General features: G+C 60.2%; 21 protein-coding genes. 17 read left to right on the top strand and 4 right to left on the bottom strand.

Going from position 1 to position 23032, the window contains the following annotated elements; translation table 11 throughout:
• The first annotated feature begins 81 nt into the window (after positions 1-81).
• From LCH65_RS12485 to rmuC, 6 genes are all read left to right on the top strand, one after another.
• Entirely contained in the window at positions 82-1011 is a 930-nt protein-coding gene (locus tag LCH65_RS12485) for a helix-turn-helix domain-containing protein (protein ID WP_003432964.1), read from the top strand.
• Between the two features lie 109 nt (positions 1012-1120).
• The gene (locus LCH65_RS12480) at positions 1121-2023 is read left to right on the top strand and encodes an arginase family protein (RefSeq protein ID WP_003367089.1); all 903 of its coding nucleotides are present in this window, start codon (positions 1121-1123) and stop codon (positions 2021-2023) included.
• 180 nt (positions 2024-2203) lie between these two features.
• Entirely contained in the window at positions 2204-3550 is a 1347-nt protein-coding gene (locus LCH65_RS12475) for an LLM class flavin-dependent oxidoreductase (protein WP_042930459.1), read from the top strand.
• Positions 3547-4506 (top strand): D-isomer specific 2-hydroxyacid dehydrogenase family protein, encoded by a 960-nt coding sequence (locus LCH65_RS12470; RefSeq protein ID WP_003367086.1) that lies wholly within the window; start codon positions 3547-3549, stop codon positions 4504-4506. The genes LCH65_RS12475 and LCH65_RS12470 overlap by 4 nt, the downstream gene beginning before the upstream one ends.
• A gap of 33 nt (positions 4507-4539) precedes the next feature.
• A complete protein-coding gene (locus tag LCH65_RS12465) occupies positions 4540-5514 on the top strand; it encodes an aliphatic sulfonate ABC transporter substrate-binding protein (RefSeq protein WP_003367084.1) in 975 nt (324 codons plus the stop codon).
• A 42-nt stretch (positions 5515-5556) separates the two neighbouring features.
• Positions 5557-7449: a DNA recombination protein RmuC gene (gene rmuC, locus LCH65_RS12460; RefSeq protein ID WP_226439513.1), complete on the top strand. Its 1893-nt coding sequence runs from the start codon at positions 5557-5559 to the stop codon at positions 7447-7449.
• 93 nt (positions 7450-7542) lie between these two features.
• Here the strand turns inward: rmuC and LCH65_RS12455 are convergent, their stop codons facing one another.
• The 3 genes from LCH65_RS12455 to LCH65_RS12445 form a co-directional block, all read right to left on the bottom strand.
• Positions 7543-9078, bottom strand: a complete 1536-nt coding sequence (locus LCH65_RS12455; RefSeq protein WP_003367078.1) for an amidase — start codon at positions 9076-9078, stop codon at positions 7543-7545.
• A gap of 222 nt (positions 9079-9300) precedes the next feature.
• Positions 9301-9933, bottom strand: a complete 633-nt coding sequence (locus LCH65_RS12450; protein WP_003367076.1) for an ANTAR domain-containing protein — start codon at positions 9931-9933, stop codon at positions 9301-9303.
• Positions 9930-11078 (bottom strand): transporter substrate-binding domain-containing protein, encoded by a 1149-nt coding sequence (locus LCH65_RS12445; protein ID WP_074808250.1) that lies wholly within the window; start codon positions 11076-11078, stop codon positions 9930-9932. The genes LCH65_RS12450 and LCH65_RS12445 overlap by 4 nt, the downstream gene beginning before the upstream one ends.
• A 728-nt stretch (positions 11079-11806) precedes the next feature.
• Between LCH65_RS12445 and urtA the strand changes: the two genes are divergently transcribed.
• From urtA to LCH65_RS12390, 11 genes are all read left to right on the top strand, one after another.
• Positions 11807-12988, top strand: a complete 1182-nt coding sequence (urtA, locus tag LCH65_RS12440) for an urea ABC transporter substrate-binding protein (protein WP_016567925.1) — start codon at positions 11807-11809, stop codon at positions 12986-12988.
• Between the two features lie 66 nt (positions 12989-13054).
• Entirely contained in the window at positions 13055-13957 is a 903-nt protein-coding gene (gene urtB, locus LCH65_RS12435; protein WP_003432973.1) for an urea ABC transporter permease subunit UrtB, read from the top strand.
• Position 13958: 1 nt separating this feature from the next.
• Positions 13959-15101: an urea ABC transporter permease subunit UrtC gene (urtC, locus tag LCH65_RS12430; RefSeq protein ID WP_058416625.1), complete on the top strand. Its 1143-nt coding sequence runs from the start codon at positions 13959-13961 to the stop codon at positions 15099-15101.
• Positions 15098-15835: an urea ABC transporter ATP-binding protein UrtD gene (gene urtD, locus LCH65_RS12425; protein WP_003367067.1), complete on the top strand. Its 738-nt coding sequence runs from the start codon at positions 15098-15100 to the stop codon at positions 15833-15835. The genes urtC and urtD overlap by 4 nt, the downstream gene beginning before the upstream one ends.
• Positions 15836-15837: 2 nt before the next feature.
• Positions 15838-16527 carry an urea ABC transporter ATP-binding subunit UrtE gene (gene urtE / locus LCH65_RS12420; protein WP_122240697.1) on the top strand — a complete coding sequence of 230 codons (690 nt, stop codon included), beginning with the start codon at positions 15838-15840 and terminating at the stop codon, positions 16525-16527.
• A gap of 22 nt (positions 16528-16549) precedes the next feature.
• The gene (gene ureE, locus LCH65_RS12415; protein WP_003432977.1) at positions 16550-16990 is read left to right on the top strand and encodes an urease accessory protein UreE; all 441 of its coding nucleotides are present in this window, start codon (positions 16550-16552) and stop codon (positions 16988-16990) included.
• Positions 16987-17718 carry an urease accessory UreF family protein gene (locus LCH65_RS12410; RefSeq protein WP_003367062.1) on the top strand — a complete coding sequence of 244 codons (732 nt, stop codon included), beginning with the start codon at positions 16987-16989 and terminating at the stop codon, positions 17716-17718. Before ureE ends, LCH65_RS12410 begins: the two co-directional genes overlap by 4 nt.
• Positions 17719-17745: 27 nt before the next feature.
• Positions 17746-18441, top strand: a complete 696-nt coding sequence (locus tag LCH65_RS12405; protein ID WP_058416623.1) for an urease subunit beta — start codon at positions 17746-17748, stop codon at positions 18439-18441.
• A gap of 3 nt (positions 18442-18444) precedes the next feature.
• A complete protein-coding gene (ureC, locus tag LCH65_RS12400) occupies positions 18445-20157 on the top strand; it encodes an urease subunit alpha (protein ID WP_003367057.1) in 1713 nt (570 codons plus the stop codon).
• 25 nt (positions 20158-20182) lie between these two features.
• Positions 20183-20845, top strand: coding sequence for an urease accessory protein UreG (ureG, locus tag LCH65_RS12395; protein ID WP_003367054.1), 663 nt, complete (start codon positions 20183-20185; stop codon positions 20843-20845).
• Complete coding sequence (locus LCH65_RS12390) at positions 20842-21699, top strand: urease accessory protein UreD (RefSeq protein WP_003432985.1); 858 nt, start codon at positions 20842-20844, stop codon at positions 21697-21699. Before ureG ends, LCH65_RS12390 begins: the two co-directional genes overlap by 4 nt.
• Positions 21700-21740: 41 nt before the next feature.
• On the opposite strand, the gene fabF is transcribed toward LCH65_RS12390, so the two are convergent.
• A complete protein-coding gene (gene fabF / locus LCH65_RS12385) occupies positions 21741-23030 on the bottom strand; it encodes a beta-ketoacyl-ACP synthase II (RefSeq protein ID WP_122266681.1) in 1290 nt (429 codons plus the stop codon).
• Positions 23031-23032 lie beyond the last annotated feature (2 nt).

Here is a 23032-nt window from a genome sequence, read left to right as displayed (position 1 = left end):
ACAGGGGTCTTGCTCTGGATCAACGTCTGATAACCTTGCCGCCGATCACTTCGTAAAAAGACGCTCGTCGCAGAGGCAGCCATGGCCATGATTTTCCCAGCCGAACCACTACGGCCCGAGGATCGTTTCGACGCCTGGCAGGAGGTTGTGAGCTCGACGTATGGCTTGGTCACCAGCCAGCCGCTGACCGAAGCGCCGTTTGACGGCGGGCTGAATGTCAGGGATCAGAGTAGCGTTACCTTCACCCGTATCCAGTCTTCCCCCCTCCATTACCGGCGGTTGCAGCAAGACAGGGAGAGCGATCACTTCCTCCTCACGCTCTCTTTGTGTTCCGTCGCTATCGTCGTGCAGAACGACAGAGAGTCCCGGCAAGGCGCTGGCGATATCGTCCTTTACGATAGCGCACAGCCTTACGCATGCAGTTACCCCGAAGGTGACGATCAGATTGTGCTGGCGGTGCCCCGCAAATTGTTGCTGCAACACATGCCCGCTGCCGAACGACTGGTGTGCCGCACGCTCGATGGCCGTTCGACGCTGGGCCGTGTTGCCGCAACCTTGTTGAATGAAGCCTGGAACACAGAAGGCTTATCGGACCCGCTGAGCGAGCGACTCAATGCATCACTGCTGGACGTACTGTCTACAGCCTTCGACTCGGTGTTCGGCGACACCGATATCCGGCAGCAGTCTCGTCAAATGCAACAACTGCAGCGCATCAAGCAGTTCCTGTTGAATAATCTACCCGACACAGGGCTGACGGCCGAAAGCATTGCTTTGGCGACTCATGTTTCGCCACGCACGCTCAATCGCCTGTTCGCACAGGAAGGCACCACGGCCATTCGCTGGCTCTGGCAGCAAAGGCTCTCGGCGTGCCATGACGCATTGCGCAAAGGCCACGTTCGCCGCGTCAGTGACGCTGCGCTGAATTTCGGCTTCAGCAACCTCTCGCATTTCAGTCGAGCCTTCAAAAACGCTTATGGCATCTCTCCTCAGCAGTTGCTGGGGCCACGATAAGACGATTGGCACCTTCGGCACAGCGATTGACCGTTCAGGCAAAGCACGCCACATCCGGGTCGAGCAGTATCACCGCCATGCCAATGAACGGTGACGAAGGAAAACCTCGATGACTACCCAACCCGATAAAACCCTGCGCCTGATCTTTCCCCAGTGGCAAGGTGGCAACAACGCGCCTTATCATTTTGGCGCACAGCTGCTGGCGTGGCTGGCACCGGACGCGTCAGGGCCCGTCGAGCACGTGGCCGTAACCGAACCGGATGACCAACCACTTGAACTTGAAAACGGCATCATTGCCCGCCATGCGCTGCTGGCCCAGCTTGGCATTGCACGGCAGCTGATCGACCGGCATCAGCCGGATCGTCTGGTGGTTCTGGGTGGCGACTGCCTGGTCGACCTCGCGCCATTCGCCTACCTGAACGAACGTTATGACGGTGACCTTGCCGTGCTGTGGGTCGACGCTCACCCGGACGTCATGACACCCAGAGACTTCCAGCATGCGCACGCGATGGTCATGGGCAATCTGCTGGGCGAAGGTGACAAGGATTTCGTCGATGCCGTGAAACGCCCGATCAAGCCGGCCAATGTGATGTACGCGGGCCTGCAGGAAATGCTTGAGGTCGAAAGCGCATTCATCAAGCGTCTCGGGCTGCGCAGCGCCGATGCACAGGCGCTGGCGCACTCCAGCGAACCGGTGCTGCAGTGGCTTGAGGAAACCGGTGCAAGACACCTGGCGATCCATCTGGACCTGGACGTGCTGGACCCGGCACTGTTTCGTTCTGTGCTGTTTGCCCAACCCGGTGTCCCTGCCAGTAAATTTGAAGGCGTTGCTCAGGGCAAGATGACTATCGAGCAGGTCGTTCGCTTGCTGACAGACATTGCCAGCGCCGTGGACGTGGTCGGCCTTGGCATCGCCGAGCACCTGCCGTGGGATGCTCTGGCGCTGCAGAACATGCTGACGAAACTGCCGCTGCTCGGCGACCGGCTGCCAAGCCACGGGAATGACTCCTGAACCAGCGATTAAAATTCAATTTATGCATATTTAAATACTTGATGATTATTTAATTTAATAATTAACATATAACAAAATAGAACTTCACTGTGGGTTTTTATAGGCATATCGTCATCCTATACCGACCCCTTTCTCCAGGCGGAGGTGCATCCACCTTTCTGAACCGTCCGGAGCAAAAACATGAGCAGACAACGACACCTTAAACTTGGCGCAATGGTCCACGGAGTCGGCCATGGCTGGGGCGAATGGCGCCATCCGCACGCACTGGCCAACGCCAGTGTGAATTTCGGCTTTTATCAGCAGCAGACCCAGTTGGCCGAAGCGGCGCGCTTCGATTTTGTGTTCATCGCCGACAGCCTGCACATTCACGAAAAATCCAGTCCGCATTACCTGAATCGTTTCGAACCGTTGACCATTCTCTCCGCACTCGCAGCCACCACCCGGCATATCGGTCTGGTGGCAACGGTGACGGTCAGCTACACCGAACCCTTTCAGGTAGCTCGCCAGTTTGCTTCGCTGGACCACATCAGTGGCGGTCGGGCTGGCTGGAATGTGGTGACTTCCTGGCTCAGTGGCACCGCTGACAACTTCAGCAAGGGCGAACACCCACCGCACGCCGTACGCTACCGTATCGCCAAAGAGCATATCGAGGTGGTCAAAGGTCTATGGGATTCCTGGGAAGACGACGCCTTCGCCTACGATAAGCAGAAAGGCGAATTTTTCACGCCTGGCAAACTGCACGCGCTGAACCACAAGGGCGAATTCTTCTCGGTGAAAGGCCCGCTCAACATCGCCCGGTCGAAGCAGGGTCAGCCGGTGATTTTTCAGGCAGGCACCTCCGAGGCCGGGCGTAACTTTGCCGCTCAGAACTCCGATGCAATTTTTGTCCACGCCGAGAGTTTCGATGAAGCGCGCGCCTATTATCAGGACCTGAAACAAAGGGCTGGCGGCTTTGGTCGCGACCCTCACGCGCTGTCGATTCTTCCGGGCATTCGCCCGATTGTCGGGCGCGATGAGGCTGAGGTGGAGAGCCGCTATCGCCAGGCCGTGGAGTTGGTGACGATCGAAGACGCCATTGTCGCCCTTGGCCGACCGTTCAATGATCACGATTTCAGCCAGTACCCACTGGACGAACCCTTCCCGGAACTGGGCGATCTGGGCTCCAACAGCCAGAAAGGCGGTTCGGACCGGATCAAGCAACTGGCCAAAGACGAAGGCCTGAGCCTGCGTGAAGTCGCCCTGCGCTTCTCCCTGCCCCGCCGTGACTTTGTCGGCACACCGGAACAGGTCGCCGACGCGATACAAACGTGGTTCGAAGCAGGCGCAGCCGACGGTTTCATCATCAATAGCGTCCTGCCGGACGGCCTGCAGTACTTCACCGAATGGGTGGTGCCGGTGCTGCAACGACGCGGACTGTTTCGCACCGAATACAGCGGCAATACGCTACGTGAAAACCTCGGCCTTGAGGTGCCGGTCAATCGTCATGCGAAGGCTGTCGCCCATCAATCTGACGAGGCGGTGGCATGACTCGACTCGTGATTGCCAGCCAGCTGGATGATGATTTCAATCAGGTGATTCGCGAGCGGCTTGCAGTGACCCACCCTGAAGCCAGGGTCATCGGCGTACCTGCCGGAGTGCCGAGCGATTTGCCCGGCGAGGTCAGCATTCTGCTGGCGCGCCCTATCAACGTGCGTGGTTATGAAGCCCCGGCCTTGCCGCCTCCGGGCTGGCCCTATGGCCTGAAATGGATTCAGGTGGTGTCTTCGGGTATCGACTTCTACCCAGGCTGGCTGTTCAACGGGCCGCCGGTGAGCACCTCGCGGGGCAGCGCGGCAGAAAACATCGCCGAGTTCTCGCTGGCCGCCATTTTCGCCGCAGCCAAGCATCTGCCGGATATCTGGGCGCATGACTCGCAATGGAACTTCACCGCCCTGACGCCGCTCAAGGGCACCACGCTCGGGATTCTCGGCTTTGGTGCCATCGGTCGCAGCCTGGCCAGCAAGGCCCAGGCGCTGGGTATCAACGTGATCGCATTGCGGCAAAGTTCGGCTCCGTTCGAGGTTGACGGTGTCGAGGCTGCACGCGACATTCATGACCTGTTCGTGCGCGCAGACCATCTGGTACTGGCCGCGCCGTTGACACCGGCGACGCGGCACATCGTTAACGCCGAGGTGCTGAACAGTGCCAAACCCGGCCTGCACTTGATCAACATCGCCCGTGGCGGCCTGCTTGACCATGAAGCGCTGCTCAATGCGCTGGATAATGGAAACATCGGCCTGGCCTCGCTGGACGTCACCGAACCCGAGCCCCTGCCGGACGGGCATCCACTGTACTCACACCCTCGCGTGCGCCTGTCACCGCACACCTCGGCGATCTCCAGCAACAGCCGTAACGAAATAGCCGACAGCTTTCTGGCCAACCTTGAGCGTTTTCTCAACGGGCAGGCCTTGCAGAATCAGGCTGATCGCCAGCGCGGCTACTGACACTCAGCGTCACCTTTAAATACCGAGCGTGCCATGCCCAACCCGATAAAACACACACAACCTGGCTACCGCCGTCCGCTGCTGGCAGGCCTGCTCGCGGCGTTGGCGCTATGTATCGCCCTCCCCGTCGAAGCACAGCAAACGTTGCGGATCGGTTACCAGAAGTCCTCCACGCTGATCACCCTGCTGAAAACACGCGGCACGCTGGAAAAAGCCCTTGCGCCACAGGACGTCACCGTCACCTGGCATGAGTTTCCGAGTGGCCTGCCGCTGCTGGAGGCGTTGAACGTCGGCAACGTCGATATCAGCGCGGATGTGGCGGACACCGTACCGATCTTCGCTCAGGCAGCACAGGCCAAGCTGACCTACTTTGCCCAGGAAGCGGCCTCGCCTTCCGCGCAGGCAATCATCGTCCACAAAAACTCGCCCGTGCAGCAGTTATCGGATCTGAAAGGCAAAAAAGTCGCTGTCACCAAGGCAGCGGGCTCTCACTACCTGCTGATTGCTGCGTTGAAAAAGGCCGGTCTGGCATTTTCGGATATTCAGCCCGCCTATCTGTCGCCCGCCGACGGCCGCGCGGCCTTCGAAAACAACAAGGTGGACGCCTGGGTCACCTGGGAACCCTTCCTGACCAGCGCCCAACGGCAATTGCCGACTCGCACCCTGGCTGACGGCAAGGAGCTGTCCAGCTACAAGCGCTATTACCTGACCGGCACCAACTACGCCAAGGACCATCCGCAAGTGCTCAGCGTGGTTTACGAGCAGTTGCACAGCGCTGGCATCTGGCTCAAAGCCAACCCGCGCGAAGCCGCCCAGGTGCTGAGCCCTTTATGGGGCAATCTGGATATCGAAACGGTCGAAATCGCCAACAGCCACCGCACCTATCAGATACAGCCGGTCACGCATGAGCAACTGGACGAGCAGCAGCATATCGCCGATGCCTTCTTCGCAGCGGGCCTGCTGCCCAAGGCGGTGGATGCGCAGGATGTGGAGGTATGGAAGCGTTAAAGCAGATTCGGCTAACGTGGTCATCCTAAAAACAGGGAGGCAGTGATTGAAAACTATTTTGGACAGTATTCAGTAAACGAACAACGTGCCATCATTTTGGATCCTAACCCAACGAAAACGGATTTATCGATGGCCCAGCAATATTTGACCACAGCTCTGATCGGGCTTTTCAGCTTGCTGTTCTTGGCAATAGGTTTCTGGATCAGCAGCCTTGTTGCATCCAGCAAGCTGGCGCGACAAGTTTCAGAACTGCAAGCGGCTCACCAGGCAGAACATCAGCAACTACTTAACGATGCGTCTTTGGCACGGCAGCGAGAGGATCAGATGCTCCGTGAGCAGGATGAGCACCAGCACGCGTTGACGCAGGCTCAGGAGGAAATTGCCCGCCATCGGGATACCGAGAAACAACTGAGTGTTCAGTTGGGTGAGCTCAAGACTTCACTGGAAGCAGAAAAACAAAGGATGTCCGATAAGATTCAGCAACTTTCCGAGGCGACTACGCTTGCTGAAAATCGCAGTGTTGAATCGAACAAATTGAGGATGCAGCTAGGCGAACTCAAAATGGAGGTCGGCCAAGGTCAGGAGCAGGCAAATCAACTACAGGAGTTGAAGAACGCTTATACCATCTCACAGGCGCGCATAGAAAAAGCCGAGGAAGAATTCAGAAAACAGCGTGAACAACTGGGCCACGCTGCGGAGCAGAAAGAACAACTGGACGGATTACGCACCGCGTTGGTACAGCGTGAAAAAGAACTGAACATCACGCGAGATGAGCTAAGCCTTGTCAAACAGAGTCTTGCCGAAGTTAACATGCGCCACCAACGGGATCAGCACTCCGCTGCCGAGAAACTGCAGTTACTGGAAGACAACAAGGTTCAATTGAAGCAAGAGTTTCAAAATCTTGCTAATCAGATTTTTGACAGCAAGCAACAAAGCTTTTCCGAGCAGAGCCGTCAAGGACTGGACACCCTGCTTAAACCGTTCAAGGACCAACTCGACTCATTTCGCCAACGAGTAGATCAGGTTCACTCCGATACCGTTCAAGGACAAAGCTCGATGAAAAGCGAGCTGGTCAAACTGATGGAATTGAACGCGCAGATCACCACCGAAGCATCAAACCTTACCAAGGCACTCAAAGGCGACAAAAAGCTGCAGGGCACCTGGGGCGAGCAAAAGGTAGAGATGCTGCTTGAGCAGGCGGGTTTGCGTAAGGGCTTTGAATATCACCGAGAAGCCAACTTCAAGGATGACGAGGCAGGAAACAATCGGCCTGACTTCGTCGTCAATCTTCCCGAGGGCAAGCACATCATCATCGACAGCAAAATGTCGTTGGTTGCCTACACTGATTATGTCTCTGCCGAAAACGACGAAGACCGTACCAAGGCTTTATCTGCCCACGTTCTGGCTTTGAAAAATCATATCAACGGGCTATCTGACAAGAGGTACACCGATCTGAACGGTGTCAATTCGCCGGACTTCGTATTTTTGTTCATGCCGGTCGAACCTGCCTATTTGGTCGCCGCCGAGCACAGCCCAGGCGTTTTTCAGGCTGCCTATGAAAAACGTATCGCAATCATCACGGCCACAACGTTGCTGCCGGTGCTTCGCGTTGTTTCAAACCTGTGGAGTATCCAGCGACAGAACAGCAGCACTCTACAGCTCGCTAGCATGGCGACCAAGGTCTATGACAAGTTGCGCGTCTTTGTAGAGAAAATGGATAAGCTCGGAAATCAGATTGCCACGGTTCAGAAAAGTTATAACGAAAGCATCACGACGCTTAAAGGTGATCACGGCAGTCTGACAAAGACCGTCGACAAGTTCGTGAACCTGGGTGTTACGGTGTCAAAGCGTCTACCAGCGTCTGCCATCGGGGAAGATGAAGAGCTGGAAAGCGAATTGGCGATACTACCGGTAGAAGGTGCGGCCAACACCTGAATGTTGGTTTAACCTGAGAGCGGCGTCACTGACTCCTCAGGAAGCACACCCGCTCGCATGGAGTGAGCATGCCCCCTCGGTCAGCGTGCGAATTCAAGCACGCGGCGGCCTGGGAAACGCTCCGCGAGCGGTTTCATAAGCCTGCGCGACACGCAACGCCAGGGCATCCTTGAAGCGCGGCGCGACGATCATCATGGCGACCGGCAGTCCGTCGGCCAGACCGGCCGGTATCGACGTGGCCGGGTGGCCGGTCAGGTCGAACGGTGCGGTGTTGGCCAGCATGTTCAACGCGCTGTGCACGTACTCTTCGATTGGCGCGTCGGCGGCGGTCAGCGTGGTGGCCACGAACGGCATGGTCGGCATGACCAGCACGTCGAACTGCTTGAAGGCTTCATCGTATTGACGGGTCAGCTCTGGCACCAGCATCCGCGCCTTGGCGTAGTACGCACCGTGCAGGTTTTTCAGGCTGTAATGCCCGGTCAGCGCCACGGCACGCACGCTGCTGGATAACGCATTGGCGTGTTCGCGACGCTTGGCGCCGAAGTAACTCATGATCTCGGGGTCGTAATAGCCGTCGACATTCATGCCATAACCGTTGCCTTGCAGCATCTGGTACGCCGCGCCATCGGTGGCGATGACATTCCACATGTCCAGCGCCACCCCGCGGTGCCACGGCGCACTGGCGTCACCGACCGTCGCACCGAGACTTTCCAGCTGAGCCACGGCGGCGCGAACCAGTGCGTCAACCTGCGGCTCGGACATGCCGGGAATCGCGAAGCCTTCACTCAGCAGGCCTATTTTCAGGCCCGCAACGCCTTGATCGAGGGTCGCGACGCAACTGACGACTGGCGGGTTTTTCTGCCTTGAGTCGAGCCCGTCGGCGCCGGCGATCACATCGAGCATGATTGCGCAGTCGCGCACGTTATTGGCCATCGGGCCGACATGGTCGATGGTCCGTTCAATCGGGAAGGCGCCGGTGTAAGGCACCAGGCTATAGGTGGGCTTGTGTCCGACGATGCCGCTCCACGCCGACGGCATGCGGATCGATCCACCCTGATCGCCACCGATGGCCATGTCCACTTCCTGCAGAGCGACCAGCACGGCACTGCCGCTGGATGAACCGCCGGCGTTGCGGGTCAGGTCCCAGGGGTTTTTCACCGCGCCGGTGGCCGAGGTAAAACTGGCGCCGGAGAAACACAGGTCTTCGCACACCGACTTGCCAATGACCGTCGCTCCGGCGGCCAGCAGACGCTTGACCACCGTGGCGTCTTCGGACGGCACGTAACCGTCAAGGCTCAGTGAGCCGTTGGCCATCGGTACGCCGGCCACTGAGACGTTGTCCTTGATGACCACCGTTCTGCCCGCCAACGGGCCACTGGCAGCACCGGTGATGTGAGTCTTGACGTACCAGGCACCGTACGGGTTCTCGGCGGCAGCCGGTTTGCTGTGTTCGCGCAACGGCGCAGGCTGGGCGACATGGGCAGCGTACAGGGCATCAATGGCTTCGTAGGAACCCAGGGTTTCGTCTGCAAGACTGAGGAACGACTCCATCTGGCTGTCTGACAGGTCGTAGCCATGGTCCTGGGCGGCAATCAGAAAGTCGGCTTTGCTGGGGCGTTTTACGGACATGGTGTTCTCCAGATAACGGTAAGGACAGCCCGGGTTCAGGCCGTCATTGACTGGAGCCGCCTGCGCAGGGGCGCACAGGCCTGGGCTCGATCCGGAGGACGTCGTTGTCCATGCCGGTCGCCACGCGGTGTTCCATACCTGCCGGTTCAGGGCGTATGGCAACCGTCCACGCAGAAGAGGATCAGGCGTGGCGCCCGATACTCGAAGCTTGTCTGCAACCTGTCAGGAACAGGCTTGTTGAAACAGTTCATGGGCCTTGACCAGCGCCTCGGCGATTTTTTCCACCGGCTCGCGCTTGGCCATCGCCTGATCACGCAACGCGTTATAGGCGTCCGTTTCAGACAGGCCCTTGGTTTCCATCAGAATGATCTTGGCCTGCTGCACGGTACGCATAACCGCCATGCGCCCTTCCAGGCGCTTGACATGCTTTTCCCTTTCCCGCGTCTTGCGGGCCTGACTGAGGGTGATGGCCAGCGCGGTCAGCAGGCCGAAGGACCGGACCGGCGAAGGAATCACCGAGCAGGCGTTGAGCTGCACCAGCGCCTCGACAATGATCGGGTTTTCATAGGCGATCACCGGAATGATCGGTGGTGTCGAGCTGTGCAGCAGCCAGGGTGTGTTGGTCGACAGGCTTTCCGGCGATACCGCCAGTACGATTACGTCAGCCTCGCTGTGCAGACGTTCGGGAATCGGCCATTGCACCCGCACCTGACAACCAATGCGCTGCAACTGAGCGATCAGGTTGCGACCGTCTTCGTCATCGGGATGCATCACCAGCACGCTGATATCGCGCAGGTCCTTGATGCCGCCTGCGCTGTCGTTGCGCAAACGTTTCTTGGCGGCACGCAGGGTCATGGACGCCTCCCGGTCAGGCTGGACCAGCCATTGAAGTCAGGCGCAACCGCATACGGATCGGGCTTCAGCGCTTTCTGACTTTCGTAAAGGATGTCGAACTGCCCGTCGGCATTGGCACGGCCGATCCGCGAGTACAGGTAGGTATGGTGATTGTGTTCATCGATACGCACCCGTCCCTGAGGCGCGTCGTATTCCAGACCCCGCATGGTCTGCAACACACTCTCCACTTCGGTACTGCCTGCACGGGCGATCGCCTTGGCCAGCAGATGGACCTGAAAGTAAGCGGCCTCCCAACAGCGGTCGGTCACCTGATGCTGGCCAAACATTTCCCGATACTGGGCAATGCACTGGCGATTGAGCGGCGTGTCGATCGACTGGAAATAGGTCGCTGCCGAAATGTGCCCGGTGCCCAGATGGACGCCCATCTGCTGAATGTCGGTTTCGCTGGTAGTGACACTGGCAATCGGCATGACCGCAGGATCGAAACCGGCATCAGCGTAGGCCTGATACAAGTGGGCCATGGTGTCGCCGACCACTGTCGAAAAAATGAACGAGGGTTTCAGTTCCCGAGCTTTGACCATGAGCCTGGCGAAGTCCTCTGCCCTGGCGTTTTTCAGTGGCAAGTAGTACTCACCCAGCTTGCTGCCGCCCCGCTCGTAAAGCAGGTCGCTCATCAACCGGTTGGTTTCGTAGGGGTAGACGTACTCGGAGCCGATCATCAGCACGCGACTGCCGAAGTGATCGAACATGTAGCTGCCCAGTGGCACCGCATTGTGATTCGGCGTAGCGCCGGTGTAGATGATGTTGCGCGAATACTCGAAGCCCTCGTAGTACACCGGATAAAGCAGCAATGCGTTGTAGCGTTCGACGACAGGCAATACCGCCTTGCGCGCCGCCGAGGTGTAGCAACCGAAGAAAAACCGCAGATTCTCTTCGCGAATCAGCGATTCAACATGCATGGCAAACAGCGCAGGCGTGGAATCCGGGTTGCGGGTGATCAGTTCCAGAGGACGGCCATTCACGCCCCCGACGGCGTTGATCTGATGAATTGCAAACTGTGCGCCGCGCATTGTTGAACACTCACCGGCAGCGGTGACGCCGGTATTGGAAAACAGACCTCCTATGCGGATCGACGGGTCAGTCATGCCTATAAACCTTTCACGTGAGATGAGACGCCCGCAGGTGGCCGGGAGCCTGAAAAGAAGACTGAGCGAATAACCGTGGATTCAACGGTGGCTCTCAGGCGGTTGTGCCTGGGGCTGGCGTGACGGCAGTGTCAGGACCAGTCGTGCGAGGGGCCTTCCACACCTGCCGAGAATGGGCGTGTGGCAAGAGACCCTGCGAGGGTGTCGGGCAGGCTCATGCAGGGAGCGGGCCATACGTGACGCGGCGCGTCGGGGAGAAGCGAATTCGATGGCGAAGACGGCCATGCATTCATGGGGTTTATGTTGCCTCGAACATTGCTTTCGCGAACTAGTTCGCTCCTGCAAAGCAAAATATCTCAGCCTATGCATGAGTACATATCGCGAAAAAAAAAGCGTCTTCCGCCTCACGCTTTTGGTGCGCTAGAGCCCTGTTCGCGCCAAAGCGGCGCATGTCGGTGTGTGCGTGCAATTAATGCAGGGATGCTCTGCCTCAGGGTTTCGAAACGCGCGCCAACAGCCGTTTCGCCAGTTGGCATTGCCCTTGCTAAGTTCCTCCTGAGACATCGCGCCAGCTGTTTGCCCTACGCCCCTCTCGGCAAGTAGGGAGACACCTCGCGTACGACTGGATCGGACGCAGTTGTCCCGCCAGATTCGGCACAAAAGCCTGACCTCCCGCCCATTGATTTGGCCGGGACGTCGGGCTTTTTTCATTCCTGGGAGATAAGTGAATGCACAACGACAAACGCCGTTTGATCAAGCATGCTCTGTTGCTGGGTGCGATCAGCCTGCTGCCGTTTTCCCTGATCGGTCAGGCGCAGGCGGACGAGACTGTGAAAGTCGGCATCATCCACTCGCTGACCGGCACCATGGCCATCAGTGAAGCCTCGGTGGTCGACGCAGAAAAACTGGCCATCGAAGAGATCAACGCCAGTGGCGGCGTGATGGGCAAAACCATCGAGCCGATCGTCGAGGACGGCGCCAGCGACTGGCCGACCTTCGCCGAGAAGGCGCGCAAGCTGCTGGAAAACGACCACGTCGCAGTCACCTTTGGCGCGTTCACCTCGGCCTCGCGCAAAGCGGTGCTGCCAGTCTTCGAGCGCAACAAGGGCCTGCTCTACTACCCGACCTTCTATGAAGGGCTGGAGAAATCCCCGGCCATTATCTACACCGGTGCCGAAGCCTCGCAGCAGACCCTTGCCGCCGTCACCTGGCTGATGGCCAACAAGGGCAAAAGCGTCTATCTGGTCGGTTCCGACTACATCTGGCCACGCACCACCAACAAACTGGCACGGGCATCGGTGACCAAACAGGGCGGCTCCATCGTCGGCGAAGACTATCTGCCGCTGGGGGCCATCGAGTTTTCCTCGGTGATCAACAAGATCAAGGCGGCCAAGCCGGACATCGTGCTGTCGACCATCGTCGGCGGCTCCAACGTGGCGTTTTACAAACAGCTCAAGGCCGCGGGTATCGACAGCAGTAACCAGACGCTGATGGGGCTGGCGATCACCGAAGAGGAAGTCACCGGCATCGGTGCGGAGAACCTCGTTGGCTTCCTGACCTGCATGAGCTATTTCCAGAGCCTGAAAAACCCGGTCAACGAGAAGTTCGTCCAGGCCTTCAAAACACGCTACGGGCAGCAGCGCGTCGTCGGTGACCCGATGGCTGCGGCGTATACCGCGGTATACCTGTGGAAAAAGGCCGTCGAGAAAGCAGGCAGTTTCGACGTGCCGAAAGTAATCGCCGCGTCCTCGGAGCTGACCCTCGATGCGCCCGAAGGCGAGATCAAGGTGCACAAGGACAACCACCACCTGTGGAAGCGTGCGCGCATCGGCACCCTCAATGCGCAGGGCCAGGTCGACGTGATCTACGAGTCGGCACCGATCGAGCCCAACCCCTTTCCGAAACTCTGATCCCGGCACGGGCGCGATCCGCTTCGCGCCCGCTTTCGTCAATGTGCAGCAACAGGTAGCGACGGCATGACTCTCGATACGCTGGTAATGCAAGTCTTCAGCGGGTTCTCGCTGTTTTCCGTGCTGGTGCTGATGGCACTCGGGCTGACCATCGTGTTCGGCCTGATGGGCGTGATCAACATGGCGCACGGCGAACTGATGGCGATGGGCTCATACATGACCTACGTCACCTCCGTGGTGTTTCAGCGCTACTTTCCGGAGCTCATGGGCTGGTATTTCATCATCGGCATCGGGATGGCCTTTGTGGTGACCTTTGCCTTCGGTCTACTGCTGGAACGCTGCTTCATTCGCTTCATGTACAACCGACCGCTCGACACCCTGCTGGCGACCTGGGGGCTGTCTCTGGTCCTTCAGCAGCTGTTTCGCCAGGTCTTCGGCCCCAAGGAAGTCAGCGTGCCCACCGTGCAGTGGTTGCAGGGCGCATGGAAAATCAGCGACGGGCTGGAGCTGCCCCTCAACCGGATTTTCATCATTGGTCTGACCTTCGTGATTGCCGCTGCGGTGTTCCTGTTCCTCTACCGCAGTCGCTGGGGCCTGCGCATTCGCGCCGTGACCCAGAACCGCGCCATGGCCGGTGCAGCCGGGATCAACACCGCGCGGGTCGACTCGGTGACCTTCGCGCTGGGCTGCGGACTGGCAGGCATTGCCGGCAGTTCATTCACCATGCTCGCCTCCACAGGCCCGGTCAGCGGTCAGCAATACCTGGTGGACACCTTTATCGTCGTCGTGTTCGGCGGCGTGGAAAGCCTGCTGGGCACCTTCCTTTCGGCGTTCGCCATCGGCCAGACCCAGGTTTCGCTGGAATACCTCACCACCGGCTCCATGGCCAAGGCGATCACCCTGCTGGTGGTCATCGTGCTGCTGTTCTTCCGCCCCAACGGCCTGTTCGCCACGAAAGTGAGACGTTGAGATGAATGACATGACTGAAAAGCCGACGCTGCGGCCGCAGGCCACAGTGCCGGGCGCAGGCAAGCCAGCGGGTGGCTGGTTGACGCTGATCGAGCGCTACAGCCTGATCTGGCTGTCGCTGCTGTTGCTGGTGGCGTTGCCACTGATACTGGGGGATTTTCGCCTCGGGCTGGCCGGCAAATACCTGAGCCTGGCGTTCTGCGCAGTGGGCATGGTGATGATCTGGGGCTACGGCGGCATCCTCAGCCTCGGTCAGGGGATTTTCTTCGGCCTGGGCAGCTACATGATGGCGATGTACCTCAAACTCGAAGCCACCGCCACGGATGAAGCGGCCAGCGCCCTCGCCGCGTTCTACGGTTCGGCACTGCCGGACTTCATGATCTGGAACAGCGTCGAAGCCCTGCCCTGGTGGTGGAAACCGTTCGAGTCGGCGACCTTTACCCTGGCCGCGATCCTGATCCTGCCTGCACTGCTGGCGTTTCTGTTCAGTTATGCCTACTTCAAAAAACGCGTGGGCGGCGTGTACTTCTCGATCATTACCCTGTCACTGGCCTCGATCATGTCGATCATGATCATCGGCCAACAGGGCTACACCGGCGGCGTCAACGGCCTGACCGATTTCAAGACCGCCTTCGGCCTGAGCCTGCAGACGCCCCAGACGCCCTGGATTCTCTACCTGATCACCACACTGTTGCTGCTGGCCAGCGTCGCGATGTGCGGGTTCATTCTGCGCAGCCGCCTGGGCAAGGTGATCGTGGCAATCCGTGATCGCGAAGACCGGGTGCGTTTCTCCGGTTACAACACTGCGCTGTTCAAGGCCTTCATTTTTGCCGTGGCCGCACTGATTTCCGCGCTGGGCGGGGTGATGTTCACCTTGCAGGTCGGCCTGGCGTCGCCCTCGCTGGTGGGCATCATTCCGTCCACCGAGATCGTCATCTACGCCGCGCTGGGTGGACGCCTCTCGCTGGTGGGTGCGGTGTACGGCACGCTGTTGATCGGCACGGCCAAAACCTGGCTGTCGGAAAACTTCGTCAGTTTCTGGCAGTACTTCATCGGTTTCCTGTTCATGGCCGTCGTGCTGTTCCTGCCCACCGGGCTGGCCGGACTGCTGCAGCGCCTGAGCAACAAGGGGGCGCAGTCATGAGCGCGATGTTACTGAGTGTCGAAGACCTGACCGTGTCATTCGACGGTTTCAAGGCGGTCGACAACCTCAATTTCTATGTCGAGGAAAACCAGGTGCATGTGGTGATCGGGCCCAATGGCGCGGGCAAGACCACCCTGCTCGACATGATCTGCGGCAAGACCCGCCCGAGTGCCGGCAGCATCCGCTTCAAGGACCTGCAACTGGCCAACATGATCGAGTACCAGATAACCCGCGCTGGCGTGGGCCGCAAGTTTCAGAACCCGTCGGTCTACGAAGACCTCACCGTGCGTGAAAACCTCGACATTTCCTCGCCGGACAAGCGCGGCATCTTCAACTGCCTGTTCGCCGGGAAGAACGCAGCGCTGAATGCCGAAATCGATCAGACCGCCGAAATGATCTTTCTCAAGGACCAGCTGGGACGCAAGGCCGGGCTGTTGTCCCACGGCCAGAAACAGTGGCTGGAGATCGGCATGCTGTTGATGCAGCGCCCGGAACTGCTGCTGCTCGACGAGCCCGTCGCCGGCATGAGCGCAGGCGAGCGGGAGAAAACCGCTGGCCTGCTCAAGCTCATCGCCAAGGGTCGCGCGATGGTGATCATCGAGCACGACATGGAGTTCGTGAAATCGGTGGCTGACAAGGTCACCGTCCTGCATCAGGGCAAGACCCTGGCCTACGGCTCGATGGATCAGGTGCAGAACGATCCTCGCGTCATCGACGTCTACCTGGGGCACTGAACATGCTGAATGTCTCTCACCTCAACGTGTATTACGGCGACAGTCACGTGTTGCGTGACCTCAGCCTGGAGCTGGCGGTAGGCGAGTCACTCGCGGTCATGGGCCGCAACGGCATGGGCAAGACCACACTGCTCAGAAGCCTGGTCGGCATGTTGCCGACGCGCAGCGGCAGCATCACCCTCGCCGGGCAGGAACTGACCGGCAGCAAGAGTTATGAGCGGGTCGCCGCCGGGGTCGGTTTCGTGCCTCAGGGGCGGATGATCTTCCCCTACCTGAGTGTCGAGGAAAACATCCTCACCGGCATGCAGGGTGCGCCTGCCGCGCCGATTCCCGACTACATCTTCGAATACTTCCCGGTGCTGTTCGAGATGCGCCGACGCAAGGGCGGCAACCTGTCCGGCGGTCAGCAGCAACAGCTGGCCATCGCCCGGGCGCTGGTCTCCAACCCCAAGGTGTTGATCCTCGATGAGCCCACCGAAGGCATCCAGCCGTCGATCATCAAGGACATCGCCAAAGCCCTCAACCTGCTGAAAAAGGAACGCGGGTTTTCGCTGATTGTTTCCGAGCAGGTGCTGTCGTTCGCCATGGCGGTGGCAGACCGTTACCTGATCATCGAAAAAGGCGAATTCGTGCACAGCGAAGTCCGCGAAACCGTCGACCGCGAGCGCATCCTGCGCTACCTGACAATCTGAACAACGTACGGGAGCCATCGCCATGCTGATACTCGACCGCATTCTGGGCCAGGCCAGCGACCCTGCCCTCGCCGACCGCCTGCATGACCTGAGCCATGCCGGTCAGGTCGAAACCCTGAGCCTGTCCGGCAGTGACATTCAGCGCCATCGCCTGCGCCTGGCCAGTGATCGGGGCACCGACTGCGCGATTCGTCTGGAACGTCACCAACACCTGCGCAACGGCTCGGTGCTGATGCTCGACAGTCAACGCGCCATCGTCGTGCAAATGCAGGACCAGCAATACCTCGACCTGCAACCACGCGATGCGGCGGCCGCGCTGGAACTGGGTTATTTCGCCGGTAACATGCACTGGGCAGTGCGCTTTGCCGGAGACACCTTGCAGATCCCGCTCAACGGCCCGGAAGCTGACTACCTCGAGCGTCTGGCGCCCATGCTCGCGGACGGCCGGGTGCAGCGCGCATGAACGCCTCGAGCAGCCTGTTGCTGGCCCTGCAGCAGGCCGACAGTTTCTTTCCCGGCGGTGCGGTGGCGTGGTCATGGGGTCTGGAAACGCTGGTCGCTGACGGACACCTCGGTCACGGCGAAATCGTCGCGCCACGACGCCGGCAACGAACGGTTCGCCATAGCCGCAGTGCCGAGGTACATGGCTTCGTCGAGGGCCAATTGCGCCATCGCTGGAACAGTTTTGATCGAGTGTTTCTGCTCGCCGCCTGGCACGCGGCCGATGACCAGCCGGCGTTGATGGCTCTGGACACTCAGATCGAAGCACTGACCCTGGCCGAGGAACTGCGCCAGGGCTCACGACGTGTCGGCCAGGCATTGCTGGGCGTGCATGTCGCGCTGGGCACATCGGGCGCGGCGTCCTATCAACAGCAGATTTTGGCAGGCCACACACCGGGCCATCTGCCCGTGGTGCAGGGCCTGCTCTGGAATCACCTGGGCATGCACCGCGATCACTGCCAACTGGCTGCCGCACACGCCTTGTGCACCGGGCTGGTCAGCGCCGCCGTACGCCTCGGGGTCATGGGCCACATCGATGCGCAACGGGTGCTGACCGATATTCAACCGCTGATCACCGAACTGCTGGCGCAGGAACCGCCTGAGCCAGACGACGCGTGCGGCTTCACACCCATGGCCGAAATCGCCGTGATGCGTCACGAAACCCAGGACCTGCGCCTGTTTGCCAATTGAGCCAGCCACCCTACCGGGAGCCCTGTCATGCTGCTGACCCCCACCGAGCTTGAACGACTCACGCTGTACACCGCCGCCGAGCTGTCACGCAAACGCCGCAGCAAGGGCCTGCGCCTGAACTTCCCGGAAGCCTCGGCCCTGATTGCCGACGAGATCCTCGAAGGCGCACGTGAGGGGCGCAGCGTCGCCGAGCTGATCGGTTTCGGCTCGACGATCCTCAACACCGATGACGTGATGCCTGGGGTCGCCGACCTGCTGCCGGTGCTGCAGGTCGAGGGCACGTTTCCGGATGGCACCAAACTGGTCACCGTGCATCAACCGATCCGGCCGGGCCGACTGCCGCTGGCGGTCATGCCGATACCGGGAGAGATTCTTTCACCTGACGGCGATATCCACCTGAATGGCGAGCGGCCGACCGCCACCCTGCGCGCGATCAATACCGGCGACCGACCGGTGCAGATCGGCAGTCACTATCACTTTTTCGAAGTCAACAAGGCGCTGGATTTCCCGCGTGAACGTGCCTTCGGCATGCACCTGGATATTCCCGCAGGCACGGCGGTGCGCTTCGAACCCGGCGAGCTGCGCGAAGTGCAACTGGTGCAGTTTGGCGGAACTGGCGACATCCACGGCTTCAGTGGCCTGACCAATGGCAACCTGCACGATCCGGCCTGCAAGCTCGCAGCGCTGGAGCGTGCCCGCGCCCAACTCTTCAAAGGAGCCTGAGGCATGGCAACGATGACCCGCAAGGAATACGCCGCCATGTACGGCCCCACGACCGGCGATGCCGTGCGCCTGGGTGACACCTCGCTGCTGGCCGAAGTCGAGTTCGACCACTCGGTGCCTGGCGATGAGTGTCTGCACGGTGGTGGCAAGACGCTGCGTGACGGCATGGGCCTGATGCCCGGGCACGACAGCGCTGACGGGGCCCTGGACATGCTGATCTGCAACGCGCTGATCATTGACCCGGTGATCGGCATCGTCAAAGGCGACATCGGCATCAAGGACGGCAAGATCGTCGCCATTGGCAAGGCCGGCAACCCGCAGATCATGGACGGCGTACACCCGCAACTGATTTGCGGCGTCGCCACGACCGTACGCGATGCCGAGGGCTTGATCGTCACCCCCGGCGGTATTGACGTGCATGTACATTTCGACTCGGCGCAACTCTGCGATCACGCGCTGGCGGCAGGTCTGACCACACTGATCGGCGGCTCGCTGGGGCCGATCACAGTAGGCATCGACTGTGGCGGGGAATGGAACGTCGGCAAAATGTTGCAGGCCGCCGAAGCCTGGCCGATCAACTTCGGTTTTCTGGGGCGCGGCAATTCCAGCAAGCCTGAATCGCTGCTCGGGCAACTGCGTGGCGGTTGCCTGGGGCTGAAGATCCACGAGGACTGGGGCGCCATGCCGGCGGTGATCGACACCTGCCTGAAAGTCGCCGACGAATACGATTTTCAGGTTCAGTTGCACACCGACACGCTCAACGAATCCGGGTTTCTTGAAGACACGCTGGCGGCCATTGGCGACCGCACCATTCACATGTACCACACCGAAGGCGCAGGCGGCGGGCATGCGCCGGACATCATCAGCGTCGCTGGCAAAAGCAACTGCATCCCCTCCTCGACCAACCCGACCAACCCCTACACCGTGAACACGTTCGACGAGCATCTGGACATGATCATGGTCTGCCACCACCTTAATCCGGACGTGCCGGAAGACGTGGCGTTCGCCGAATCGCGGGTGCGCCCGCAGACCATCGCTGCCGAGGACATCCTGCACGACACCGGCGCCATTTCGATCCTGGGCTCCGACAGCCAGGGCATGGGCCGTATCAACGAGGTGATCTGCCGGACCTGGCAACTGGCGTCGAAAATGAAAGACCAGCGCGGTCGCCTGCCGGAAGAAACCACGGCACTGGGCGACAACGAACGGATCAAGCGTTACATCGCCAAATACACCATCAACGCCGCGCGGGTATTCGGCATCGACAGCTACATCGGCTCTCTGGAGCCCGGCAAGCTGGCCGACCTGGTGCTCTGGCGGCCGGCCTTCTTCGGTATCAAGCCGGAGCTGGTGGTCAAGGGCGGCTTCATCGTGCACGCCGTGATGGGTGATTCCGCCGCCTCGCTGTATACCTGCGAGCCCTTGGTGATGCGTCCGCAATGGGGCGCATTTGGCGAGGCCAAACAGGCGCTGTCAGTCAACTTCGTCAACCGTCTTGCCGTCGAGGCTGACACCGCCACACGCCTGGGGCTCAAGAAGCAACTGCTGCCCGCGTTCGGCACTCGCACCCTGCGCAAGTCCGACATGCTGCACAACGATGCCTGCCCGGACATCCGCGTCGACCCGCAGACCTTCGATGTGTATGCCGACGGCGAGCGCCTGCACTGCGAGCCGGTCAGCGAAGTGCCACTTGCGCAACGCTACATGCTGCGTTGAAACCCTCCCGCACAGGAACCCCGACATGAGCCTGCCTCTGAATGCATCCGCCCCGCACACCGACGCCCAACCTCATCCCGGCGCAGCGCGCGTCGGTATCGGCGGGCCGGTCGGCTCGGGCAAGACACGTCTTCTGGAACAACTGATCCCGCGCTTCATTGCGCGCGGCACCGAGCTGGCGATCATCACCAATGACCTTGCGACCCGCGAGGATGCCGAGCGTGTGCAGCGCAGCGGCCTGATCGATCCTCAGCGGGTTCGTGCGGTGGAAACCGGTGCCTGCCCGCACACGGCCATTCGTGAAGACCCGACCCTCAACCTGCAAATGGCCGATGAGCTGGAGGCGCGCTTCGGCAATCTCGATCTGGTGCTGATCGAATCCGGCGGCGACAACCTGGCCTCGACCTTTTCGCTGGATCTGGTGGACTACTGGATTTTCGTCATCGATGTCGCAGGCGGTGACGATATCCCGCGCAAACGCGGACCCGGCGTGCTGAGCTGCGACCTGCTGGTGGTCAATAAATACGACCTGGCACCCTATGTGGGGGTCGACCTGCCGCGTATGCGGCGCGAGTCGGCGCAGGCGCGCAACGGCCAGCCGGTGCTGTTTACCAACTGCAATACCGGCGAAGGCGTCGACGCGGTGGTTGAAGCGATAAGCCGTGCCGTGTTGTTCGACCGCACATGAACGCCCATCAATCGTCACTGCCCGCACAGGCAAAAAGCACGGCGCATATTGCTTTCAGCAAGGCGCCTTCCGGGGCCAGTTATGTGTCTCGTCAGGAAGTCGGCTACCCCTTCCATCTGGGCCGTAACCTGACTCTGCCACAAGACCCGCCCGGCATGGCGGCGGTCTACCTGCAGTCGTGCTCGGGAGGCCTGTTCGCCGGGGAACAACTGCACCTGCATCTGCACGCAGGGCCAGGCACACAAGTGCACGTCAGTACCGGCGCTGCGACGGTCGCGCACAGCATGCTTGAGCAGTCGGCGCAGCAGACCGTGACGCTGGTCGCCGAAGCCGATGCACTGCTGGAGTACCTGCCGATGGCCACCATTCTGTTTCCACAGACGCGGCTGCATAGCCAGGTAAACGTAACGCTGCACCCCGGCGCAAGAGTGTTGCTGTGCGACGCATTCTGCCTGCACACACCTCCAGGCAGCGAAGGGTTGCCCGACTTTTACCGCGCCGATCTGCAGGTCTACAGCCCGGCCGGAAAACTGCTGGCCGGTGACCGACTGGCAATGACCGGTGCAGACCTGCAACGCCGACTGCCTGGTGTGAGCGGTCAACGGCAAGCCTTGGCGACGTTCATGCTGGTGGGCCAGGGTTTGCCGATAGAGGATTTGAAACGGACGTTGCGCGAAGCGTTACACGACGTTGCCGATAGCTACCAAGGCGTCAGCGCATTGCCGAACGATTGCGGCGTGTCCGTACGCATGATGAGCGCCGATGCAGTGGCGTTGCGTAATGCGCTGCACCTGGCCTGGGCATGCGTTCGTCAGCAATTGACAGGACTTGCGCCACGGGTGCGGCGCAAGTGAGCAGTCAGGCCACTGCAGAGCACTTTCCAGGCTGAAACGACTTACGGCATGCCTTCCCAGCGCCGAAAAAGAACGCTGGCATTGACCCCGCCGAATCCGAACCCGTTTGAAAGGGCGTGGGCGATTGGGGTCTCTCGGGCGACCATGGCCACGAGGTCAAGCCCTTCGGCAGCCTCGTCCGGGTGAGTGAGGTTCAATGTGGGTGGCACGATTTGGTCTCTCAGTGCCAGCACTGTGAAAACTGCCTCGATTCCGCCGGCCGCACCCAACAAATGTCCGGTGGCCGATTTTGTAGAGCTGATGGCGACGCCTGATCGAGCGCCGAACAATGAACGAATGGCAGCCAGCTCACCCTTGTCACCGACAGGCGTCGAGGTGGCGTGGGCATTGATATGCTGCACCTCATCAACCCCTGCGCCACCTTGATGCAGTGCTTGCTCCATCGCCCTGCGGGCACCGCGACCGTCGTCCGGCCCGGCCGTCAGGTGATAGGCGTCCGCACTGGTGCCGTAGCCTGTCAGTTCCGCAAGCGGCGTCGCGCCCCGCGCCAGGGCATGCTCCAGTGATTCGATGACCAGCAGGCCCGCCCCTTCAGCCATGACGAAACCGTCACGGTCCCGGTCAAACGGGCGTGAGGCCTCTTGCGGCCGACCCGTAAAGCTCGTGGAAAGCGCACGAGCCGCAGCAAAGCACCCCAGCGTGACGCGATCGATGGCGGCCTCGGCACCACCGCAGATTGCAATGTCGGCCTCACCGCTTCTGATCAACCGCGCTGCGTCGCCAATGGCTTGCACGCCGGCTGCGCAGGCAGTCACGGGGGCGCCCAACGGACCTTTAAAGCCATAACGGATGGAAATCTGGCCAGCCGCCATGTTCGCCAGAAAAGATGGCGCAGTGAATGGCGACAGTCTGCGAGGTCCACGTGTATCCGTGACACGCACAGCGTCGGCAATAGCGCCAAAACCGCCTACCCCCGACGCAATGACGGTCGCTGTTCGCTGCTGTTCCACCTCGGAGTCAGGATGCCAACCAGCCTGCGCGAGCGCTTCATGAGCAGCGACGAGCGCGAACTCGATGAAGCGGTCCATCTTCTTGCGCTCTTTCATCGGGATCACGCTATCCGGGGCATACCCGGCAACCGGGTCTTCTCCGAGGGTCGGCACCTGGCCTGCGACTGAAACACCGGTGCCATCACTGACACTGCCCGGCAGCAAGCCAATGCCCGAGCGGCCACCCAACAATCTGTGCCATACCTTCTCGACTCCGCACCCCAAGGGACTGACTATGCCGCAACCGGTTACGACGATCCGCTTTTGGACATATTGATTCATGA

The sequence above is a fragment of the Pseudomonas sp. MWU16-30316 genome (assembly GCF_020515645.1).
Classification (GTDB): domain Bacteria; phylum Pseudomonadota; class Gammaproteobacteria; order Pseudomonadales; family Pseudomonadaceae; genus Aquipseudomonas; species Aquipseudomonas cerasi.
This window is presented reverse-complemented; position numbering and strand designations above follow the sequence as displayed.

Coding starts and splice junctions, on each gene's coding strand:
- LCH65_RS12485 (WP_003432964.1), top strand. CDS start 82: ATGGCCATGATTTTCCCAGCCGAACCACTACGGCCCGAGGATCGTTTC.
- LCH65_RS12480 (WP_003367089.1), top strand. CDS start 1,121: ATGACTACCCAACCCGATAAAACCCTGCGCCTGATCTTTCCCCAGTGG.
- LCH65_RS12475 (WP_042930459.1), top strand. CDS start 2,204: ATGAGCAGACAACGACACCTTAAACTTGGCGCAATGGTCCACGGAGTC.
- LCH65_RS12470 (WP_003367086.1), top strand. CDS start 3,547: ATGACTCGACTCGTGATTGCCAGCCAGCTGGATGATGATTTCAATCAG.
- LCH65_RS12465 (WP_003367084.1), top strand. CDS start 4,540: ATGCCCAACCCGATAAAACACACACAACCTGGCTACCGCCGTCCGCTG.
- LCH65_RS12455 (WP_003367078.1), bottom strand. CDS start 9,078: ATGTCCGTAAAACGCCCCAGCAAAGCCGACTTTCTGATTGCCGCCCAG.
- LCH65_RS12450 (WP_003367076.1), bottom strand. CDS start 9,933: ATGACCCTGCGTGCCGCCAAGAAACGTTTGCGCAACGACAGCGCAGGC.
- LCH65_RS12445 (WP_074808250.1), bottom strand. CDS start 11,078: ATGACTGACCCGTCGATCCGCATAGGAGGTCTGTTTTCCAATACCGGC.
- urtA (WP_016567925.1), top strand. CDS start 11,807: ATGCACAACGACAAACGCCGTTTGATCAAGCATGCTCTGTTGCTGGGT.
- urtB (WP_003432973.1), top strand. CDS start 13,055: ATGACTCTCGATACGCTGGTAATGCAAGTCTTCAGCGGGTTCTCGCTG.
- urtC (WP_058416625.1), top strand. CDS start 13,959: ATGAATGACATGACTGAAAAGCCGACGCTGCGGCCGCAGGCCACAGTG.
- urtD (WP_003367067.1), top strand. CDS start 15,098: ATGAGCGCGATGTTACTGAGTGTCGAAGACCTGACCGTGTCATTCGAC.
- urtE (WP_122240697.1), top strand. CDS start 15,838: ATGCTGAATGTCTCTCACCTCAACGTGTATTACGGCGACAGTCACGTG.
- ureE (WP_003432977.1), top strand. CDS start 16,550: ATGCTGATACTCGACCGCATTCTGGGCCAGGCCAGCGACCCTGCCCTC.
- LCH65_RS12410 (WP_003367062.1), top strand. CDS start 16,987: ATGAACGCCTCGAGCAGCCTGTTGCTGGCCCTGCAGCAGGCCGACAGT.
- LCH65_RS12405 (WP_058416623.1), top strand. CDS start 17,746: ATGCTGCTGACCCCCACCGAGCTTGAACGACTCACGCTGTACACCGCC.
- ureC (WP_003367057.1), top strand. CDS start 18,445: ATGGCAACGATGACCCGCAAGGAATACGCCGCCATGTACGGCCCCACG.
- ureG (WP_003367054.1), top strand. CDS start 20,183: ATGAGCCTGCCTCTGAATGCATCCGCCCCGCACACCGACGCCCAACCT.
- LCH65_RS12390 (WP_003432985.1), top strand. CDS start 20,842: ATGAACGCCCATCAATCGTCACTGCCCGCACAGGCAAAAAGCACGGCG.
- fabF (WP_122266681.1), bottom strand. CDS start 23,030: ATGAATCAATATGTCCAAAAGCGGATCGTCGTAACCGGTTGCGGCATA.